Source organism: Leeuwenhoekiella palythoae (assembly GCF_020310025.1).
GTDB classification, from domain to species: Bacteria; Bacteroidota; Bacteroidia; order Flavobacteriales; family Flavobacteriaceae; genus Leeuwenhoekiella; species Leeuwenhoekiella palythoae.
The window spans coordinates 1,160,788-1,178,845 of sequence record NZ_CP084318.1 but is presented as its reverse complement, the minus strand read 5'-3'; the positions used below and the strand labels follow the sequence as shown (position 1 = coordinate 1,178,845).

Genomic DNA, 18,058 nt, shown 5'->3' with positions numbered 1-18,058 from the left:
CTCTTAAAAATTAAACGTTATTTTTACGTTTAAATAAATAGCCCAATGGACAAAGGATTTTTAATAGATATGGACGGAGTCATTTACAGCGGTAATGACTTGATTCCGGGAGCAGATACTTTTATAAAAACATTGCAAGACCGTGACATTCCGTTCTTGTTTATGACCAATAACAGTCAGCGTAGCCCCATTGATGTTGTGAATAAACTACGCCCGATGGGAATTCACATTAAAGAAGATAATGTGTACACCAGTGCGATGGCAACCGCTTGGTTTTTAGGGTTTACAAAGCCTAACGGTACCGCTTACGTTCTAGGTGAGGGAGGACTTCTAAGCAGCTTGCACGAAAATGGGTACAGCTTGGTGACTCAAGATCCTGATTATGTTGTGGTAGGTGAAGGCCGAAATTTCACTTTAGAAATGGCAAACAATGCTGTAGATATGATTCTTGGTGGCGCTAAACTGATCGCGACCAATTTAGATCCTTCGCCTAAGAAAATTGGCTGGTCTAATCTAGGAATCAAAGCGATCGTTAAGATGATCGAAGAAGCAACCGGGCGTAAAGCCTTTTCGGTAGGAAAACCTAGTCCTGTAATGATGCGTGCCGCTCGAAAAAAATTAGGCTTGACCACAGATCAAACCATAGTAATAGGAGACACGATGGATACTGATATTCTGGGCTCTATTCAAATGGGGTACAAGACTATCCTTACTCTGTCAGGAGTTTCGAAGCAAGAGGAAATAGGTACGTATGCATTTGGTCCTGATATGGTCATCGACTCACTCAAAGATTTTAACATCGACGAGGCTTTAGAGAAGCTTTCCGTTGAAAATAACGTAGCAGAATTTTGAAAATACTAGTAACCGGCGGACTCGGATTTATAGGTTCGCATACCGTAGTCGAATTACAAAATGCAGGATACGAGGTGGTCATTATTGACGATCTGTCTAATGCTTCAGAAGATGTTTTAGATGGAATAGAAGCCATTACCGGTAAAAGACCTGAGTTTGAAAAATTGGATCTAAGAGATCGCAACGCGGTTTCGGCTTTCTTTAAAAAATACGCAGACGTAAGCGGGGCGATTCATTTTGCGGCTTCAAAGGCAGTAGGAGAAAGTGTTCATAAACCTTTGTTGTACTACGAAAACAATCTAAGTTCCTTAGTGTATCTGCTGAAAGAACTCACCGAAAAAGCTTCGGCTAATTTTATATTCAGTTCGTCGTGCACGGTTTACGGTCAGGCTGATGAATTACCTATAACCGAAAGCGCACCGGTAAAACCTGCTGAATCTCCGTACGGAAATACCAAGCAGATCGGCGAAGAGATCATTAGAGACACGGCTAAAGTTTACGAGAATTTTAAAGCTATAGCGTTACGCTATTTTAACCCGATTGGAGCACACGAAAGTGTAGAAATAGGGGAGTTGCCGCTAGGCGTTCCGCAGAATTTGGTGCCGTTTATTACGCAGACTGCAGCCGGACTGCGTGATGAACTTAGTGTGTTTGGCAATGATTATCCTACCGAAGATGGTACGTGTGTACGTGATTATATTCACGTGGTTGACTTAGCTAAAGCGCACGTAAAGGCGCTAACACGTTTGGTGGAAAGCGAAAATAAAAGCAATTACGAAGTATTTAATTTAGGAACCGGCACCGGAAGTTCTGTGCTTGAAGTGATCAACACTTTTGAAGAAGTTTCCGGAGTGCAATTGCCTTATAAGATTGTAGACCGAAGAGAAGGTGATGTGGTTGCTGCCTATGCAGACACCGAACATGCCAATAACGAACTCGGATGGAAATCAGAGTTGACGCTCGCTGATGCATTAGACTCTGCCTGGAAATGGGAGAAAAAAGTTCGCGGTATCAAGTAATTTGAAAAGCGATGTAAAACACAAAAGCCCAAACCTGATTGATTTGGGCTTTTGTGTTTTTTAAAAGAATGTATGTTTTAAAGTTTGCGGGTGCTGTTGCGAATCACCAATTCAGTTTCTATAACTTCTTGTTTGGGTGCTTCTTTTTCTTTGGCGTTGATGTTTTTAAGTGCGATCTCTATTGCCTTTTTTCCCATAATTTCGGCTTGTTGCTTTACTGTGGTCACCGATGGAAAATAATTTCGCGCCAGCGTTCCGTCAGTAAATCCTATAACGCTTACATCATTAGGAACTTCTAAGCCTTTAGTGCGAATGGTGTTCATCGCGTAGATCGCGCTAGATTCGTCTGTGGTGATCAGAGCGTCTATTTCATTCTTGTCAAGAAAAGTTCCTAAATCCTGTTCTAGCGTTGCCAGCTTGGTATATAAAACTTTAGGAACCGCGCCTTCTTCTTTTGAAACGGCGGCTTGGTAACCGGCCAGTCTTTTATTGCCCACCGAAGTATTGCTCAAAGTAGACAATAACGCCACATTTTTACAACCGGTTTTATAGAGATAACTGGTGGCTTCAAAAGCTCCGGAGAAATCATTAATTACCACGCTATCGCAAGCTACATCAGTATTTGCACGGTCAAACATCACTAACGGAATATCATAATGCAATACATCATTGAGATGCTCGATTGCATTAGATTCCTGCGTCTCAGAAGTAAGGCTGATAATAATCGCATCTACCGAAACATCGCTCAGCATATTGAGGCTTTGCTTTTCTTTTTCTAGAGATTCGTTAGAGATGCAGGTAACCAGACTGTAACCATTTTTTGTGGCTTCTTCTTCCATCCCCACGATGACCTTTGCAAAAAAGTTGTGCATAATGTTAGGGATCACCACGCCAAGGGTATTGGTGCGGCTGCTTTTTAATCCCCGAGCCATCGCATTAGGGCGGTATTTGAGTTGTCTGGCTGCTGTTTTTACTAAAAGTTTTGTAGCCTCACTTATTTCTGGGCTGTCTGCTAATGCTTTTGAGACTGTAGAAATAGATAAGTTGAGGTGTTCTGCAATTCCTTTCAATGTGGTTTTAGTAGACATTTTAATTTTTAGTGTAATGTGTGTCTGCTAAATTACGTAAAGTTTTTGCAGCCATCTCTGCTGTGATGTCTCTTTGTGGAGTAGCAAACATTTCATAGCCTACCATAAATTTCTTAACCGTTGCTGAGCGCAGTAATGGCGGGTAGAAAGACATATGAAAATGCCAGCAGTCCCAATCCTGACCATCAGTAGGTGCCTGATGAATTCCTGAACTGTAAGGGAATGAGATCTTAAACAGGTTATCATATTTAATGGTTACCGCTTTAATGATCTTAGCGTAATCGAGACGTTCTGCTTCAGAAAGGGTTAAAATAGTTCTGTGTTGTTTTTTAGGTAGAATCATCACTTCGTAAGGCCATACTGCCCAATAAGGCACCAGAGCTACAAAGTATTCGGTCTCTACAATGATGCGCTCTTGCAAGGCAAGCTCTTCTTTTAAATATTCAGCTAAAAGACTAACACCGTTATCATTCCAGTATTCTCTAAGGTGTTTGTTTTTTTTAGCCACTTCTTGCGGAATGGTGCGCTGCGCCCAAATTTGACCGTGTGGGTGCGGATTGCTGCATCCCATGGTTGCACCTTTGTTTTCAAAGATCTGCACGTGGTTGATATCACTTTTTTTGCCCAATTCGCGATATTCTCTTTGCCAAAGCGCGATGACTTTGTCAATATTTTCAACTTCCATAACAGGAAGTGTTAGAGAATGATCAGGCGAGAAACATACTACTTTACAAATCCCACTTTCAGATTCAGCTTTTAGTAAACCGCTTTTAAATTTGGCTTGAGGCACATCATTTTTAAGTGCAGCAAAATCATTAACAAATGACCACGGTTCGGTGTAATTTTCGTTGATATGACCACCGGCACGCTCATTTCCAGGGCATAAATAACAATTGGGATCGTAAGAAGGGCGCTCTTCAACAACGATATCTTCTTCTTTACCTTGCCACGGACGTTTAGTTCTGTGTGGAGAAACTAAAATCCATTCTCCTGTGAGTATGTTGTAACGTCTGTGTGAATTATCATTAAAATCTACCATAATCAGGCTTGTATTGTTTAGTGTATACGTTCCCCACCATTTGCAGGCATTGCCGTAAATGTAGAGAGTTTAATATTGAATTGTTTGTGATATGCTTTTTTAGCAGCTTCCACATAGGCGTCAATGTGGTCCTCGTGAATTAGATTGATGGTACAGCCACCAAAACCACCGCCCATCATTCGGCAACCTAAAACAGCATCATAGTTTTTAGAAAAATCGGTAAGAAAATCTAATTCTTTACAACTCACTTGATATTTGTGCTGAAGTCCGTCGTGAGAACCATACATTAAAGTTCCGAAGGTTTTTAGATCTTCTGCTTTAAGCGCTTTAGCCGCTAACGCCACACGCTGGTTTTCTTCTAAAACATATTCACATCGTTTATAAACCACGGGATCAAAATCGGCTTTATGTTTTTGCAACTGTTCTAAAGTTACATCACGCAGGGTTATGATCTCAGGATACCACTTCTGTAGCAATGCAACGCCTGCTTCACATTCCGCTCTGCGTACGTTGTATTCGCTCGTAGATAGACTGTGAGAAACATTGGTGTTCAGCAGTAGCAACTTGTAAGGTTCAATGGCAAACGGAAGCAATTGATATTCGAGACTTTGACAATCCAATTGGATCACGTGGTTCTCTTTACTCATTACAGAAGCAAATTGATCCATAACACCACATTTGGTACCTACATAGTTATGCTCGGCCATTTGTGATAATTTGATGATTTCCAGATCAGTCAAGCCTAAATCAAAAAGTTCATTAAGCCCTTTGGCTAAACCACATTCTAAGGCCGCTGAAGAACTGATGCCGGCTCCCATAGGCAGATTGCTGTGCATCATACAATCAAAACCTTTAATACCATGCCCCAGTTTTTTAATTTCTTCTACAACGCCAACAATATATCTTGTCCATTCGGCGCCGTTAGGATCATAGGTCGCAACGTCAAAACTAAAATGCGAGTCATAGTTTAAACTGGTGATGCGTGCCTGAGACGGAGTGCCATTCTTTTTTAAATAAAACTGAATGGTTTTATCAATTGCGGTAGGCATCACAAAACCATTGTTATAGTCTGTATGCTCACCAATAAGGTTGACGCGACCTGGTGAATTGATAACAACCTCGGCTTTAAATGCGCCTAGCTGCGCAATATGTTCGGGAGATTGCGAATGTGTAATTTGCTGTTCCAAAATACCGTTGAGGATTTAGATTAGTTGTGTAAATGAATGTCAAAGATACATATATAATATTAAATGTAATTTGTACGTTTAAAAATTTTTAAACTATTTTTGTGAAATTCAATAAGATACTGATGGTGTGAACGATGCGCTCAGGTGCTTTTTGAGCAGTAACATTTTAAACTTTGAAAAGGTTAGGTGAATAGGGTAATTAGTTTTTGGAAGACTTAGATAAATCGCGCTTCTAAAAAAAACGACAAAATCTTGTGGTGAATAAAAATTGATGCATTTTTGTAGGGTTTTGACATTTTTTGAGTCCTATTTTTAATAAATACCAAATCGTTTAGTTTACATTTGGAGGCAGAAAAAATGAGCATTCATAACACCTAACTACAACGGTGTAGTTTGATAAACTTAAATTTATGGCATTAATTTCCTTTTTAGCATTTACCATTTTAGTAGCGGTCATTTCATGGCTGGCTGTTCGAAAATCTGATGAATCTACCTCTGATGGTTACTTTTTAGGTGGACGTAGTTTAACCGCCGGAGTAATCGCAGGTTCCTTACTCTTAACCAACTTATCGACTGAGCAGATCGTAGGTCTAAACGGAAGCGCTTATAAAGACGGTTTATCTGTAATGGCCTGGGAAACGCTGGCAGCACTCTCTATCGTTGTAACGGCGATCTTTTTATTGCCGCGCTATTTAAAAGGAGGGATTACCACAGTACCGCAATTTTTAGCGGAACGTTTTGATACCACGACTAAAACCATCACTTCTGGCTTGTTTTTAACCGGTTATGTAGTGGTTTTACTTCCCGTGATCTTATACTCTGGTTCTGTAGCCATCAGCGGTATGTTTGACGTACCTACCTTACTGGGCGTTTCAGATACTACAGCACTTGTAATTTGTATTTGGGGAATCGGGATCATCGGTTCTATTTATGCGGTTTTTGGCGGACTCAAAGCGGTTGCGGTTTCTGATAGTATCAATGCAGTAGGATTGATCATCGGCGGGGTAATGATTCCTGTTTTTGGTCTGATGGCTATTGGTGACGGAAGCGTTCTAGAAGGGTTAAGCACTTTAGTTGATGCAAATCCTGAGCGTTTTGATTCTACCGGTGAACCGGGACAAGAGGTGCCTTTTGCTACAATTTTTACCGGGATGATGCTCGTACAATTATTTTACTGGGGAACCAATCAGCAAATCATTCAAAGAGGATTAGGCGCAAAAAGTTTAGCCGAAGGTCAAAAAGGACTTTTACTTGCAGCATTCTTAAAGATCTTAGGTCCGATTATTTTGGTATTACCTGGGATGATCGCATATTATTACTTTGAAGGTGGATTAGCAAGTAGTGATCTTGCGTATCCTGAATTGGTGCGTGCAGTGCTTCCAAAACCGTTAATGGGCTTTTTTGCTGCGGTATTGTTTGGAGCTATTTTGAGTTCGTTTAATAGTGTGTTGAACAGTTCTGTAACCTTATTCGGTATTGATATTTATAAGCAGCATATTAACAAAGAAGCTTCAGAAAGTGTGGTTGTTAAATACGGAAAGATCTTTGGAGTATGTCTTGCACTAGCAGCGATGTTTATTGCACCTTTGATCGCAAACGCCGGAAGTTTATTCAGCTATTTACAAGAAATCAACGGTATTTACAGTATTCCAATTTTTACCATCATCGTAGTGGGTTATTTCACAAAACGTGTTCCGGCTATTGCAGCAAAAATTGGGATCGTTTCAGGTTCTATTCTGTATATCATCAGTCAGTTTGTGATGAAGCCTTACTTTGGCGAAGAGAATTATCCGCACTATCTGCACGTGATGGCGATCCTGTTTGTGACCAATATTATTATTATGTTGCTTATAGGTAAAGTAGTTCCTAGAAAAGAACCATTTGTACTCGAGTACACTAAAAAGGTTTCTATAGAGCCTTATAAATATGTGAATCAGGTGGGTATTGTGATCTGTCTGATCGTAGTTGGTATTTATATCTATTTTGCCAAATAGAATACGGAAATCAATAGTTCAAAGCTCGTTGTAAAACGGGCTTTTTTTTGGTTTAGCCGAAAGTTTAAAGCATCAAAACCTATCGAATATAGTGCTAAAGTAAGTGCGTAAAAAAGCCTTGAGGAATAAAACCTCAAGGCGTTTGAATTAAAGAAGTTTGTTTGTGTTAACTCAGTAAACCTCTAGAGATTACAATCTTTTGAATTTCTGAAGTGCCTTCATAGATCTGAGTGATCTTGGCATCCCGCATCAAGCGTTCAACATGATATTCTTTTACAAAACCATTTCCTCCGTGTACTTGTACTGCTTCAACAGTAACATCCATGGCAACTTTCGAAGCATAGAGTTTAGCCATTGCGCTCGAAATATCGTAGTTGTTTCCTTGATCTTTATCCCAAGCTGCTTTCATTACTAAATGACGCGCAGCTTCGATCTCAACATTCATATCAGCAAGCTTAAAAGCGATGGCTTGATGGTTACAAATTTCGGTACCAAAAGCTTTGCGCACTTTTGAGTAATCACGAGCCAATTCATAGGCTCCGGCAGCAATACCTAGCGCTTGTGCTGCTATACCTATGCGACCGCCGCTTAAGGTTTTCATAGCGAACTTAAACCCAAAGCCGTCCTCACCAATGCGATTTTCTTTGGGGACTTTTACGTCGTTAAAAATCAGCGAATGCGTGTCACTTCCGCGAATTCCTAGTTTTTGCTCTTTAGGGCCTACTTCAAAACCTTCCCAGCCTTTTTCAACAATAAAAGCATTGATGCCGCGATGTTTCTTTTCTTTATCTGTCTGAGCGATGACTAAGTAATAATCTGCAGAACCGCCGTTAGTGATCCAGTTCTTGGTTCCGTTTAAAATGTAGTGATCGCCTTTGTCGATCGCGGTGGTTTTTTGAGAAGTAGCATCACTTCCTGCTTCTGGCTCGCTTAAACAGAACGCGCCTAATTTTTCACCGGTCGTTAATTTAGAAAGGTACTTTTCTTTTTGCGCCTGACTGCCGTAATTAGCCAGACCATAATTAACCAAACTATTATTGACCGAAACAATCACCGAGGCCGAAGCGTCTATTTTCGATAATTCTTCCATTACCAGAACATAAGAGATGGTATCCATACCGCCACCGCCAAACTCGGTTGGTGCCATCATTCCTAAGAATCCCATTTCGCCCATTTTCTTGATCAATTCTTTAGGGAAATGCTGCTGTTCATCGCGCTCAATCACTCCGGGTAGTAATTCATTTTGAGCAAATTCGCGAGCTGCGTCCCGAATCATTAAATGCTCTTCACTTAAACTAAAGTCCATATTAACTTGTGCTTTTAGATTGTACTATATCGTTTTCTTAAATTGTGTTCAGTTTAAAATATAAAGGTGTTAATTGGGTATAAATTAATCAATTTATTATGCTTGCATAACACTTTGTAAATTAAACCAATTTATTTATAGAAAATTCAAAAACTAATGATAAATATGCCGTAATTTAAATATTCTTTATAATTATAGCTAGTTTTTAAGAAAAAGCATAATTCATTTTATGAATTCAACCACTTATTTAATGCTCGGTGTGATGAGCGGAACCTCTTTAGACGGAGTTGATCTTGCTTATGTGCGCTTTACGAAAACCAAGCATTGGCAGTACGGACTGCTTTCTTGCGAGACTATACCTTACGAAACAGAGTGGGTTACACGCTTACAAAATGCCGTAGACCTGCCTCAGTCAGCCTTGGCAAGTTTAGATCAAGAATATACGGCTTATTTGGCAACCCTAATACAAGATTTTCGGGCGAGAAATCCGTTAAAGCATATAGACGTGATCGCCTCTCACGGTCATACCATTTTACATCAACCAGCTCAGGGAATTACTTATCAAATAGGCAATCGCCCAGAATTGGCAAGGCTTTGCAATAATCTGGTAGTTTGTGATTTTAGAGTTGAAGATGTGGCTTTAGGTGGGCAAGGAGCACCATTAGTGCCTATTGGAGATCAACTCTTGTTTCACAAGTATGATGCATGTTTAAATATTGGTGGCTTTGCAAATCTGTCTTTTCAGAAGGGAGAAGGGCGCGTAGCTTTTGATACGTGTCCGGCTAATATCGTGCTCAATCAACTGACTCGTAAGCTTGGGATGCCTTTTGATAAAGACGGTCTGATTGCCAAACGCGGAAAGATTAACACAGCTGTTTTAGATCAACTGAATGCGTTACCATTTTATTCGCAAACCGGCCCAAAATCCTTGGGTCTTGAATGGGTGAAAGCCAAAATTTTTCCTATACTCAATGCGAGCGATGCTTCGGTAGATGATCTTATTGCAACCTTTACGCAACATATTGCGGTTCAGCTTGCAAAAACGTTCGCCCAACTGCCAGCAACAAAAAATGGAATATTAGTAACCGGTGGTGGTGCGTATAACAAACACCTTATAGCTATCACGCAAAATCTTGTGCAGCATAAGCTGATCGTGCCTGGAGCGAGCCTCATCGAATTCAAAGAAGCATTAATTTTTGCTTTTATGGGTGTTTTGCGTTTGCGCAACACAAACAATGTACTCAAGTGTGTTACAGGAGCTTCAAAAGATCATTGCGCAGGTTTACTGTATTCACCTTAAATTAATATGAAAACGATAGGGAAAACCACCTAAGTCGTTATATTTGTCAACCCTCTAGATTAATTAATGAAAGATTTACTAAAACGTTACGAGAATAAAGAGCCGGAAATTGTTTTTCACTGGAACGATCCCGAAACCGAAGCCGAAGGCTGGACGGTGATCAATTCGCTTAGAGGCGGAGCTGCCGGTGGCGGAACAAGAATGCGTGTAGGGCTCGATCGAAACGAAGTGTTATCACTTGCCAAAACTATGGAGGTGAAGTTTACCGTGTCTGGCCCGGCGATTGGCGGAGCTAAAAGCGGAATCAACTTTGACCCTTCAGATCCCCGAAAAAAAGGAGTGCTAGAGCGCTGGTATGCGGCGGTCTCGCCTTTACTTAAAAGTTACTACGGAACCGGAGGAGATCTTAATGTAGATGAAATTCACGAAGTGATTCCGATTACCGAAGAAAGCGGTGTGTGGCATCCGCAAGAGGGTGTTTTTAACGGGTATTTTAAGCCTACCGAAGCAGATAAGATCAATCGCATTGGGCAATTGCGTCAAGGAGTGATCAAAGTGCTTGAGAATTCGGCGTACTCTCCTGATGTTTCCAGAAAATATACGGTTGCAGATATGATCACCGGTTATGGTGTAGCCGAAGCAGCACGCCATTTCTATGAGATTTACGGCGGAAATTTAGAAGGAAAACGTGCCGTTATACAGGGCTTTGGTAATGTAGGTTCTGCAGCAGCGTATTATTTGGCGCAACAAGGAGCCAAGATCGTAGGGGTTATTGATGCAGCAGGCGGACTCATAAATGAAGAAGGTTTTTCTTTTGAAGAAATAAAAGATTTGTTCCTGAATAAAAAGGGCAATACATTGGTAGCCGAAAATCTTATTCCTTTTGAAGAGGTAAATAAGCGCATTTGGGAGATCAAAACCGAAATTTTTGCGCCTTGTGCAGCATCAAGATTGGTTACTAAAGCCCAAATAGATACGATGATTGATGCCGGGTTAGAGGTGATCTCTTGTGGTGCAAATGTACCATTTGCAGATAAAGAGATTTTCTTTGGGCCTATTATGGAATATACCGATGCTAAAGTTTCGGTGATTCCTGATTTTATATCCAATTGTGGGATGGCCCGTGTTTTTGCCTATTTTATGGAGCGTCGCGTACAAATGACCGATGAAGCGATCTTTAACGATACTTCATTGACCATTAAAAACGCAATTCAGAATACATTTAATCACAACAGCAGTAAACAAAATTTGAGTGAAACTGCTTTTGAGCTAGCATTGCAGCAGCTCGTTTAATATTAAAATTGAATAATTAACCAACAAACGAATACAAATGTTAAAGTACTTTTTGGGTAGCAGCCCACGCTGGTTTAAGATGGCTATGATCGCTTTCTTAATATTTAATGTCATCTCTTACTATGTTTTAGGACCTATGGTAACCGCTTGGCTTTTTATTGGGGAATTTATTTTTACCCTGGCGATGGCTCTTAAATGCTATCCGTTACAATCAGGAGGTATCTTAGCCTTAGAAGCATTGATCTTAGGGCTTACAAGTCCGGAGGCTGCTTATGAAGAAGTTGACCAAAACCTAGAAGTAGTATTACTGCTTGTGTTTATGGTGGCTGGTATCTACTTTATGAAACCTATGCTGATGTACATCTTCTCTAAGGTGTTCACTAAAATTAAATCTAAAGTAGTGCTTTCTATGCTGTTTGTTTTTCTGGCAGCAGTGCTTTCTGCTTTCTTAGATGCGTTAACAGTAACCGCCGTATTGATCAGTGTGGCAGTAGGATTCTATGGAGTTTATCATAAAATTCACTCTATGGAAAGTGCCGATTATGATGCAGATAAAGTTCCGGATAGAGAAGCTTTAAGTGGTGAAACGCTTGAACAGTTTAGAGGTTTTCTTCGTAGTTTGATTATGCACGGTGTTGTAGGTACTGCTCTTGGAGGTGTTTGTACACTTGTAGGAGAGCCGCAAAACTTATTGATCGGTGAAAAAATGGGTTGGGAATTTATCGAGTTCTTTGAGCGTATGGCGCCAATCACTATTCCGGTTTTAGTATGTGGTTTACTTACCACTTTCTTACTAGAAAAAACAAAGCTATTTGGTTTTGGAGATAAGCTTCCGGCTGTAGCGCGTACGATCATTGAGAACTACACCGCTGAGGTTGACGAAAAAAGAACTCCAAAAGAATCTTTCGGACTTTGGATTCAAGGTATTTCTGCGATCTTATTGATTTTAAGTTTAGCATTGCACTTGGCGCCTGTAGGGTTCATCGGTTTATTCTTGATCGTAGTTCAAACGGCATTTATGGGAATCACTGACGAGCACAGTTTAGGTAAGGCTTTTGAAGAAGCGCTTCCGTTTACGGCACTTTTAGTGGTATTCTTTGTGGTGGTTGCGATGATTCACGACCAGCATTTATTTACTCCCATCATTGAATATGTTCTTGAAATGGATCCTGCAAGTCAGCCTTCGATGTTCTACTTAGCTAACGGAATTTTATCAATGATTAGTGATAACGTATTTGTGGCTACGGTTTATATCAACGAAGTTCAAGTGGCTTTTGATGCCGGGAATATTACGCGTGAGCAATTCAATCACTTGGCTGTGGCGATCAATACCGGTACAAACTTGCCTAGTGTTGCAACACCTAACGGTCAGGCTGCATTCTTATTCTTATTAACCTCTTCATTGGCTCCGCTAATCAATCTTTCTTATGGAAGAATGGTAAAAATGGCGCTTCCGTACACTATTGTTTTAGGAGGTGTGGGCTTACTGGGAGTTTATATGTTCTTGTAAAATTTATAAATCCTGTATTTGAGCATATAATTTAAAACGCTTTTGCACGTTAACTTCATAACTAATTAAGAAAAACTATGCTTACACTCTTGTTGCAAGAAGGTGCTGAAACTTTGCCATCACTTGCTGCCGAAGAAGAACCGGTAGAAAAGACGCTTTCGCTTTTTGATTTATTGATGAGCGGCGGATTGCCGGGACAAATAATTATACTCGTGCTTTTTGTGCTGCTTTTTGTGGCGATCTATATTTATTTTGAACGTTTGTTTGCGATCAAAGCTGCTTCCGGAATGGATAGCAACTTTATGAATCAAATTAAAGACAACGTCGCCAACGGAAAGATCGAAGCTGCAAAAGTGCTTTGCGCACAGCAAAACAGTCCGGTTTCAAGATTAACCGCTAAAGGAATCAGCCGTATTGGAAGTCCGTTAGAAGATATCAATACTGCCATTGAAAATTCAGGTCGTCTTGAAGTTTATCGTCTGGAAAAAAATGTGAGTGTTTTGGCAACGATTGCCGGTGCTGCGCCTATGATTGGATTTTTAGGAACGGTGATCGGGATGGTACTTGCTTTTCATCAGCTAGCAACCAGTAGCGGTCAGGCAGAGATGGGTAATCTAGCCGAAGGTATTTACACGGCGATGACTACAACAGTTGCAGGTCTAATCGTGGGTATCATCGCTTATATTGGCTACAATCACCTTGTGGTGCGTACTGACAAAGTAGTACACCAGATGGAAGCTACAGCGGTAGATTTCTTAGATATGTTAAACGAACCGGTTTAGTATGAACCTACGCGGAAGAAATAAAGTGAGTCCGGAGTTTAGTATGAGCTCCATGACAGATATTGTATTTCTGTTGTTGGTGTTTTTCTTACTAACTTCTCCTGCGATCACTCCAGATGCCCTTGACTTAATTTTGCCAAAGGCGAAAGGGAAAACGAGTAATCAGCAAAATCTTTCGGTAAGCATTACAAAAGATTTGGATATTTACGTGAATAAAGAGCGGGTTTTGCCTAATAATCTTGAATCCTTTATCAATAGTGAGCTTTCAGGAGTAGAAGATCCTACCATTATTTTACGAGCGGAAGAAGGAGTTCCTATCGAAGAAGCTGTTTCGGTGATGGATATCGCAAATCGCAACAAATACAAAATTGTATTGGCCGTTAGGCCGAACTAAAAATCATCAAACCGAATAGCAGTATTCGGTTTGATTTTTGATTCATAGATGTTCAACCAATATTGCTGCCTTGAGCTTTTTAGATACAAAACATAAACGCAAGTCTTTTACCTTAACAAGCATCATCTATGTCTTGTTTTTGATTTTGTTGTTTTTCGCCGGACTCACGTATCTAGATCCTCCGCCAGAAAGTGGTATTGCGATAAATTTTGGGACTTCAGATGTAGGCTCAGGAACTATTCAGCCGCAAGCTGCAGTTGAGTCTGCGCCGCGAAATACCACTCCAGAACCTCCGCAAGTTGAGAAATCTACAGAGGTGAAAGAGGAGGTGGTAACGCAAGAGACCGAAGAAGCTCCGGTGATTAAGGAGGAGCCCAAGAAAGAAATTAAAAAGCCTGTTGAGCAACAGCCTAAGAAAACCGAAACCAAACCGGTTGAAGCTAAAAAACCTGATCCAAAACCAGATAAGTCTACCACAGATGCGCTGTCAAGTATTTTAAACGGACCTAAAAGTTCGGGTACTGAGCGTGGAGGTGAAGGCAATGATAATCAAGCCGGAGATAAGGGAGATCCCAATGGCGATCCTAATGCATCAAGTTATTACGGAAACGGAAAGGGTTTAGACGGTGATGGTAATTATCAGTTAGGTGGTCGTAAGGCTTTAAGTAAACCTAAACGCGTTCAGGATTGTAACGAAGCCGGAATCGTGGTCGTGAGTATCGAGGTAGACCGCAATGGAAATGTGATTAAAGCGACACCCGGAGTGCGCGGAACCACAAATAATAGCCGTTGTTTGCTAGATCCTGCAAAGGCCGCTGCTTTGGCGACTAAATTCAACCCGGATACGGATGCTCCTTCACGACAGATCGGTAAAATAGTTTACAAGTTTAGTCTTTCAGAATAATGAACTATCAGCAAACGCTGCAGTACATGTTTGAGCGCTTGCCCATGTTTCAGCGACAGGGCGCTTCAGCATTCAAAAAAGATTTAGGGAATATCACCAAGTTGTGTGATTACCTAAATAATCCTCAAAATACATTCAAATCCATTCACGTAGGCGGAACCAATGGTAAAGGCTCTACAAGTCATATGCTGGCTTCTGTTTTGCAGGAAGCCGGTTACAAGGTAGGATTACATACTTCACCGCATTTAAAAGACTTTAGAGAGCGTATACGCGTCAATGGGGAGATGGCTGAGGAAAACTTAGTTGTTGAGTTTGTAGAGGCGCATAAAGCTTTTATTGAAGTGCACCAGCTTTCTTTTTTTGAGCTTACCGTTGGGATGGCCTTTGAATACTTTAAAATCCAGCAGGTAGATGTTGCGATTATTGAAGTAGGACTGGGAGGAAGGTTAGATTCAACAAATATCATTACGCCAGAATTATCGGTGATTACCAACATTGGTTTAGATCATACAGCTTTTTTGGGAGACACATTAAAGGCAATAGCTGGAGAAAAAGCAGGAATAATAAAACCGAATATTCCTGTGGTGATCGGCGAGCGCCAAGAAGAAACTACAGGAGTTTTTGAGACCGCCGCAAAAAAGAATCACGCGCCTATAGTTTTTGCTTCAGATAATCAGTTTCCTGATCTGGAAAGCGAATTAAAAGGTAGCTACCAGCAGAAAAATAAAGCTACCGTGCAACAGGCGGTACGCGTCTTAAATCAAAAAACCAATTTTAAAATTCCGGAATCTGCGTTAATAACCGGGATCAAAAATGTCATTCGCAATACAGGTTTGTTGGGGCGCTGGCAGATTATACAGGAATCCAATCCTAAGATCGTTTGCGACACAGGCCATAATAAAGAAGGTCTGACCTATGTGATGCGCCAATTGAAAGAAGAGCGGTATAAGCAACTCCATATTGTTTTAGGAGTGGTTTCTGATAAAGATTTGAATAGTGTGCTGCCGTTATTTCCTAAGGATGCAGTATATTATTTCAGTAAGCCGGATGTACCAAGAGGACTTTCTGAAGAAGATTTGCAGCAAAAAGCATTGCATTTTGGCCTTCACGGAAAAAAGTTTAAAAAAATTTCACAAGCTTTAAATGCTGCTAAAAAGGCGTCAGATCCTGAGGATCTGATATTTGTGGGAGGAAGTACTTTTGTGGTTGCAGAAATAATTTAATTTTTTTGAAAAAAGGCTTTGCGAACTTAAAAATTGGTTTATATTTGCATCCGCTAACAGCAAGGGCGCGTAGCTCAGTTGGTTCAGAGCACTTGGTTTACACCCAAGGGGTCAGGGGTTCGAATCCCTTCGCGCCCACAAAGGCTTCCAGAAATGGAAGCCTTTTTTGGTTTTATATCTTTCCTTAAGCCGCGAGCTTTCTTTCTATTTAAAAGTTGTGCACTTGCAATCGCATAATTGAGCTCGGTTTTACATCTTCAAAGAAATTCAACTTGTTAAAATTCTTAACACAGATAATTTTTTCAAGTTTTTACAGTTGTTACAAATAAATGCGCTAAAAATTTGATTTAAAGTAGGTTTAATCTTACTTGAAAGGTTTTCTCAAACCATTTCGTTTTTTAGATTAAATCACAGTAGATATTGAATTTACTGGGCTTATTTGCATTTTTCTTAAATAAATATTAAAATTGAATGCGTTTAGGTGTGTTAATAACACGTTTAAATGCTAGTTTTGAACCCCTAAATTTCAAGACCCCGACTCTAAATGATTGTACGAAAGCCACTTGTGATCGGCACCTTAATTGTCTTGATCGCTGTATTTGCACTTACCAGACCTCAGTTTCATTCACAAACGGTACATAAGCAACCCGCAGCCGAATTCTTAAATCCCCTTATTTTAAAAGAGCAACAAGAAGAGGCGCGTGTTTTTAAAATGCGTAAAGCCGCTTTGCAAACAGCTATTGATGCGTATTTTAAAAAGGCGATAGAGGATCGTTTGATCATAGGCGCAGGGGTAAGTATCGTGACCGGCGATTCAATTATTTTAAAATCAGGTTACGGCAAGCGCAACATTTACAAATCTGATACGGTGAACGATCAAACGGTTTTTAGATTGGGTTCGCTTTCTAAAGGTTTTACGGGAATACTTGCGGGGATTGAAGTTAAAGAAGGCAATTTGAGCTGGGAAGATAAGCTTATAGATGCCGTGCCGGCTTTTGGTTTAAAAGATAAAGCAAATGCCCAGACGATCACGTTATCTAATGTTTTATCACATACCACAGGTGTCCCGTACCACTGCTATACCAATCTTGTTGAAGATGGATTGAAGCTTCAGACGATTGCAGATCGGTTTAAGGTAATCAACACTTATACAAAGCCGGGATTGATCTACAGCTATCAGAACGCTATGTTTGCATTGAGCGGAGAAATGATGCACGCAGCCACAGGCCAAACCTTGCAGGCGTTGCTTCAGAATAAACTATTCACTCCGCTGCATATGAATACGGCTTCTACAGATTATGAGGCGATGATCACTACAAATAACTATGCATTTCCGCATAAAAGCACGTGGAAAGGTTGGAGACGTTTACCTGTAAATAAAAAGTATTTTAATGCTGTAGCGGCCGGTGGTGTTAATGCGAGTGCAGACGATATGGGGAAGTGGATGCGCTTCTTATTGGGGCATAACGAAACCATTCTTGATGCTGAAGGTCTTGCAGCAGTTTTTAAGCCGGAAATAGAAATTCCTGATGCGCATAAATATTATCAGCGCTGGAAAGGCCACCTAAGATCTTCTTACGCTTATGGCTGGCGAGTACACGAATTTGTAGATGCAGAAACAGGCAATGCGTCTACTATGATTCATCACGGCGGAAGCGTGAGTGACTTTAGAAATGAGATCGCGATTTTTCCGGGAGAAGATTTAGGAATTTGTGTGCTGTTTAACAGTCAAACTTCATTAGCAAGTTCAGTGATTCCTGAGCTACACGAGTTGGTTAAAAAGGTGATGAACACACCTGTTGAAGGGCTTGAGCTAGGTAAACTAGCGAGTGCTTACTAAACAATACATCATACATATCGTTTTCTAAAGCTGCTTATTGGCAGCTTTTTTTATGGTGCGCCGCTCTTCAGCCTAAAACTCTCAAATTGATTTGCGAATTGATAAGTTGGGTGTGTTTGGTATTTTTAAAAATAGAATCAGACTCTGTATTTATTAAAGAATTGATATTTCCTGATTTTTAAAGTACTAAATAACGTTAAGAGCTTATTATTCTTCATCACGTTACAGTAACTTAGGTTTTTATTGGCGGCGCCAACTGGGTAGAATACTTAAAGGAACGCCTAGAGATAACATATTACTTTATCTTATTTAGAGACTAAAACCAAC

Annotated in this window: 15 protein-coding genes and 1 tRNA gene; 12 read left to right on the top strand and 4 right to left on the bottom strand. The window is 40.4% G+C overall.

Going from position 1 to position 18,058, the window contains the following annotated elements:
- Positions 1–45 precede the first annotated feature (45 nt).
- Together LDL79_RS04980 and galE are read left to right on the top strand one after the other, a co-directional pair.
- Complete coding sequence (locus LDL79_RS04980; protein WP_225599394.1) at positions 46–852, top strand: HAD-IIA family hydrolase; 807 nt, start codon at positions 46–48, stop codon at positions 850–852.
- Positions 849–1,871: a UDP-glucose 4-epimerase GalE gene (gene galE, locus LDL79_RS04975; protein WP_225599393.1), complete on the top strand. Its 1,023-nt coding sequence runs from the start codon at positions 849–851 to the stop codon at positions 1,869–1,871. The genes LDL79_RS04980 and galE overlap by 4 nt, the downstream gene beginning before the upstream one ends.
- A 77-nt stretch (positions 1,872–1,948) precedes the next feature.
- On the opposite strand, the gene LDL79_RS04970 is transcribed toward galE, so the two are convergent.
- From LDL79_RS04970 to galK, 3 genes are read right to left on the bottom strand one after another with little or no spacing between them, the layout of a single operon-like run.
- The gene (locus LDL79_RS04970; protein ID WP_225599392.1) at positions 1,949–2,959 is read right to left on the bottom strand and encodes a LacI family DNA-binding transcriptional regulator; all 1,011 of its coding nucleotides are present in this window, start codon (positions 2,957–2,959) and stop codon (positions 1,949–1,951) included.
- Between the two features lies 1 nt (position 2,960).
- Positions 2,961–3,998, bottom strand: a complete 1,038-nt coding sequence (locus LDL79_RS04965; protein ID WP_225599391.1) for a UDP-glucose--hexose-1-phosphate uridylyltransferase — start codon at positions 3,996–3,998, stop codon at positions 2,961–2,963.
- 17 nt (positions 3,999–4,015) lie between these two features.
- Positions 4,016–5,185 carry a galactokinase gene (gene galK, locus LDL79_RS04960; RefSeq protein ID WP_225599390.1) on the bottom strand — a complete coding sequence of 390 codons (1,170 nt, stop codon included), beginning with the start codon at positions 5,183–5,185 and terminating at the stop codon, positions 4,016–4,018.
- Between the two features lie 410 nt (positions 5,186–5,595).
- On the opposite strand from galK, the gene LDL79_RS04955 reads away from it, so the two are divergent.
- Positions 5,596–7,179 carry a solute:sodium symporter family transporter gene (locus LDL79_RS04955; protein WP_167598096.1) on the top strand — a complete coding sequence of 528 codons (1,584 nt, stop codon included), beginning with the start codon at positions 5,596–5,598 and terminating at the stop codon, positions 7,177–7,179.
- Between the two features lie 166 nt (positions 7,180–7,345).
- On the opposite strand, the gene LDL79_RS04950 is transcribed toward LDL79_RS04955, so the two are convergent.
- Positions 7,346–8,485 (bottom strand): acyl-CoA dehydrogenase, encoded by a 1,140-nt coding sequence (locus tag LDL79_RS04950; RefSeq protein WP_072983226.1) that lies wholly within the window; start codon positions 8,483–8,485, stop codon positions 7,346–7,348.
- Positions 8,486–8,714: 229 nt separating this feature from the next.
- Between LDL79_RS04950 and LDL79_RS04945 the strand changes: the two genes are divergently transcribed.
- From LDL79_RS04945 to LDL79_RS04905, 9 genes are all read left to right on the top strand, one after another.
- Positions 8,715–9,785: an anhydro-N-acetylmuramic acid kinase gene (locus LDL79_RS04945; RefSeq protein WP_225599389.1), complete on the top strand. Its 1,071-nt coding sequence runs from the start codon at positions 8,715–8,717 to the stop codon at positions 9,783–9,785.
- Positions 9,786–9,851: 66 nt separating this feature from the next.
- Positions 9,852–11,078 carry a Glu/Leu/Phe/Val dehydrogenase dimerization domain-containing protein gene (locus LDL79_RS04940; RefSeq protein WP_225599388.1) on the top strand — a complete coding sequence of 409 codons (1,227 nt, stop codon included), beginning with the start codon at positions 9,852–9,854 and terminating at the stop codon, positions 11,076–11,078.
- 37 nt (positions 11,079–11,115) lie between these two features.
- The gene (gene nhaB, locus LDL79_RS04935; protein WP_072983231.1) at positions 11,116–12,588 is read left to right on the top strand and encodes a sodium/proton antiporter NhaB; all 1,473 of its coding nucleotides are present in this window, start codon (positions 11,116–11,118) and stop codon (positions 12,586–12,588) included.
- Between the two features lie 77 nt (positions 12,589–12,665).
- Positions 12,666–13,370, top strand: a complete 705-nt coding sequence (locus LDL79_RS04930) for a MotA/TolQ/ExbB proton channel family protein (RefSeq protein WP_072983233.1) — start codon at positions 12,666–12,668, stop codon at positions 13,368–13,370.
- Position 13,371: 1 nt separating this feature from the next.
- Complete coding sequence (locus LDL79_RS04925) at positions 13,372–13,764, top strand: ExbD/TolR family protein (RefSeq protein ID WP_072983235.1); 393 nt, start codon at positions 13,372–13,374, stop codon at positions 13,762–13,764.
- Between the two features lie 70 nt (positions 13,765–13,834).
- Positions 13,835–14,668, top strand: a complete 834-nt coding sequence (locus LDL79_RS04920) for an energy transducer TonB (RefSeq protein WP_072983237.1) — start codon at positions 13,835–13,837, stop codon at positions 14,666–14,668.
- Entirely contained in the window at positions 14,668–15,891 is a 1,224-nt protein-coding gene (locus tag LDL79_RS04915; protein WP_225599387.1) for a bifunctional folylpolyglutamate synthase/dihydrofolate synthase, read from the top strand. The genes LDL79_RS04920 and LDL79_RS04915 overlap by 1 nt, the downstream gene beginning before the upstream one ends.
- Before the next feature lie 63 nt (positions 15,892–15,954).
- Positions 15,955–16,029, top strand: a tRNA-Val gene (locus LDL79_RS04910).
- Positions 16,030–16,435: 406 nt separating this feature from the next.
- Positions 16,436–17,731 carry a serine hydrolase domain-containing protein gene (locus tag LDL79_RS04905; protein ID WP_225599386.1) on the top strand — a complete coding sequence of 432 codons (1,296 nt, stop codon included), beginning with the start codon at positions 16,436–16,438 and terminating at the stop codon, positions 17,729–17,731.
- The last annotated feature ends 327 nt before the right edge of the window (positions 17,732–18,058 follow it).

Bases quoted from the DNA above. Each gene is read 5' to 3' on its own strand.
- LDL79_RS04955 (WP_167598096.1), top strand. From the start codon at position 5,596: ATGGCATTAATTTCCTTTTTAGCATTTACCATTTTAGTAGCGGTCATT.
- LDL79_RS04905 (WP_225599386.1), top strand. From the start codon at position 16,436: ATGATTGTACGAAAGCCACTTGTGATCGGCACCTTAATTGTCTTGATC.
- LDL79_RS04970 (WP_225599392.1), bottom strand. From the start codon at position 2,959: ATGTCTACTAAAACCACATTGAAAGGAATTGCAGAACACCTCAACTTA.
- LDL79_RS04915 (WP_225599387.1), top strand. From the start codon at position 14,668: ATGAACTATCAGCAAACGCTGCAGTACATGTTTGAGCGCTTGCCCATG.
- LDL79_RS04965 (WP_225599391.1), bottom strand. From the start codon at position 3,998: ATGGTAGATTTTAATGATAATTCACACAGACGTTACAACATACTCACA.
- LDL79_RS04940 (WP_225599388.1), top strand. From the start codon at position 9,852: ATGAAAGATTTACTAAAACGTTACGAGAATAAAGAGCCGGAAATTGTT.
- LDL79_RS04950 (WP_072983226.1), bottom strand. From the start codon at position 8,485: ATGGACTTTAGTTTAAGTGAAGAGCATTTAATGATTCGGGACGCAGCT.
- nhaB (WP_072983231.1), top strand. From the start codon at position 11,116: ATGTTAAAGTACTTTTTGGGTAGCAGCCCACGCTGGTTTAAGATGGCT.
- LDL79_RS04945 (WP_225599389.1), top strand. From the start codon at position 8,715: ATGAATTCAACCACTTATTTAATGCTCGGTGTGATGAGCGGAACCTCT.
- LDL79_RS04925 (WP_072983235.1), top strand. From the start codon at position 13,372: ATGAACCTACGCGGAAGAAATAAAGTGAGTCCGGAGTTTAGTATGAGC.
- LDL79_RS04930 (WP_072983233.1), top strand. From the start codon at position 12,666: ATGCTTACACTCTTGTTGCAAGAAGGTGCTGAAACTTTGCCATCACTT.
- LDL79_RS04980 (WP_225599394.1), top strand. From the start codon at position 46: ATGGACAAAGGATTTTTAATAGATATGGACGGAGTCATTTACAGCGGT.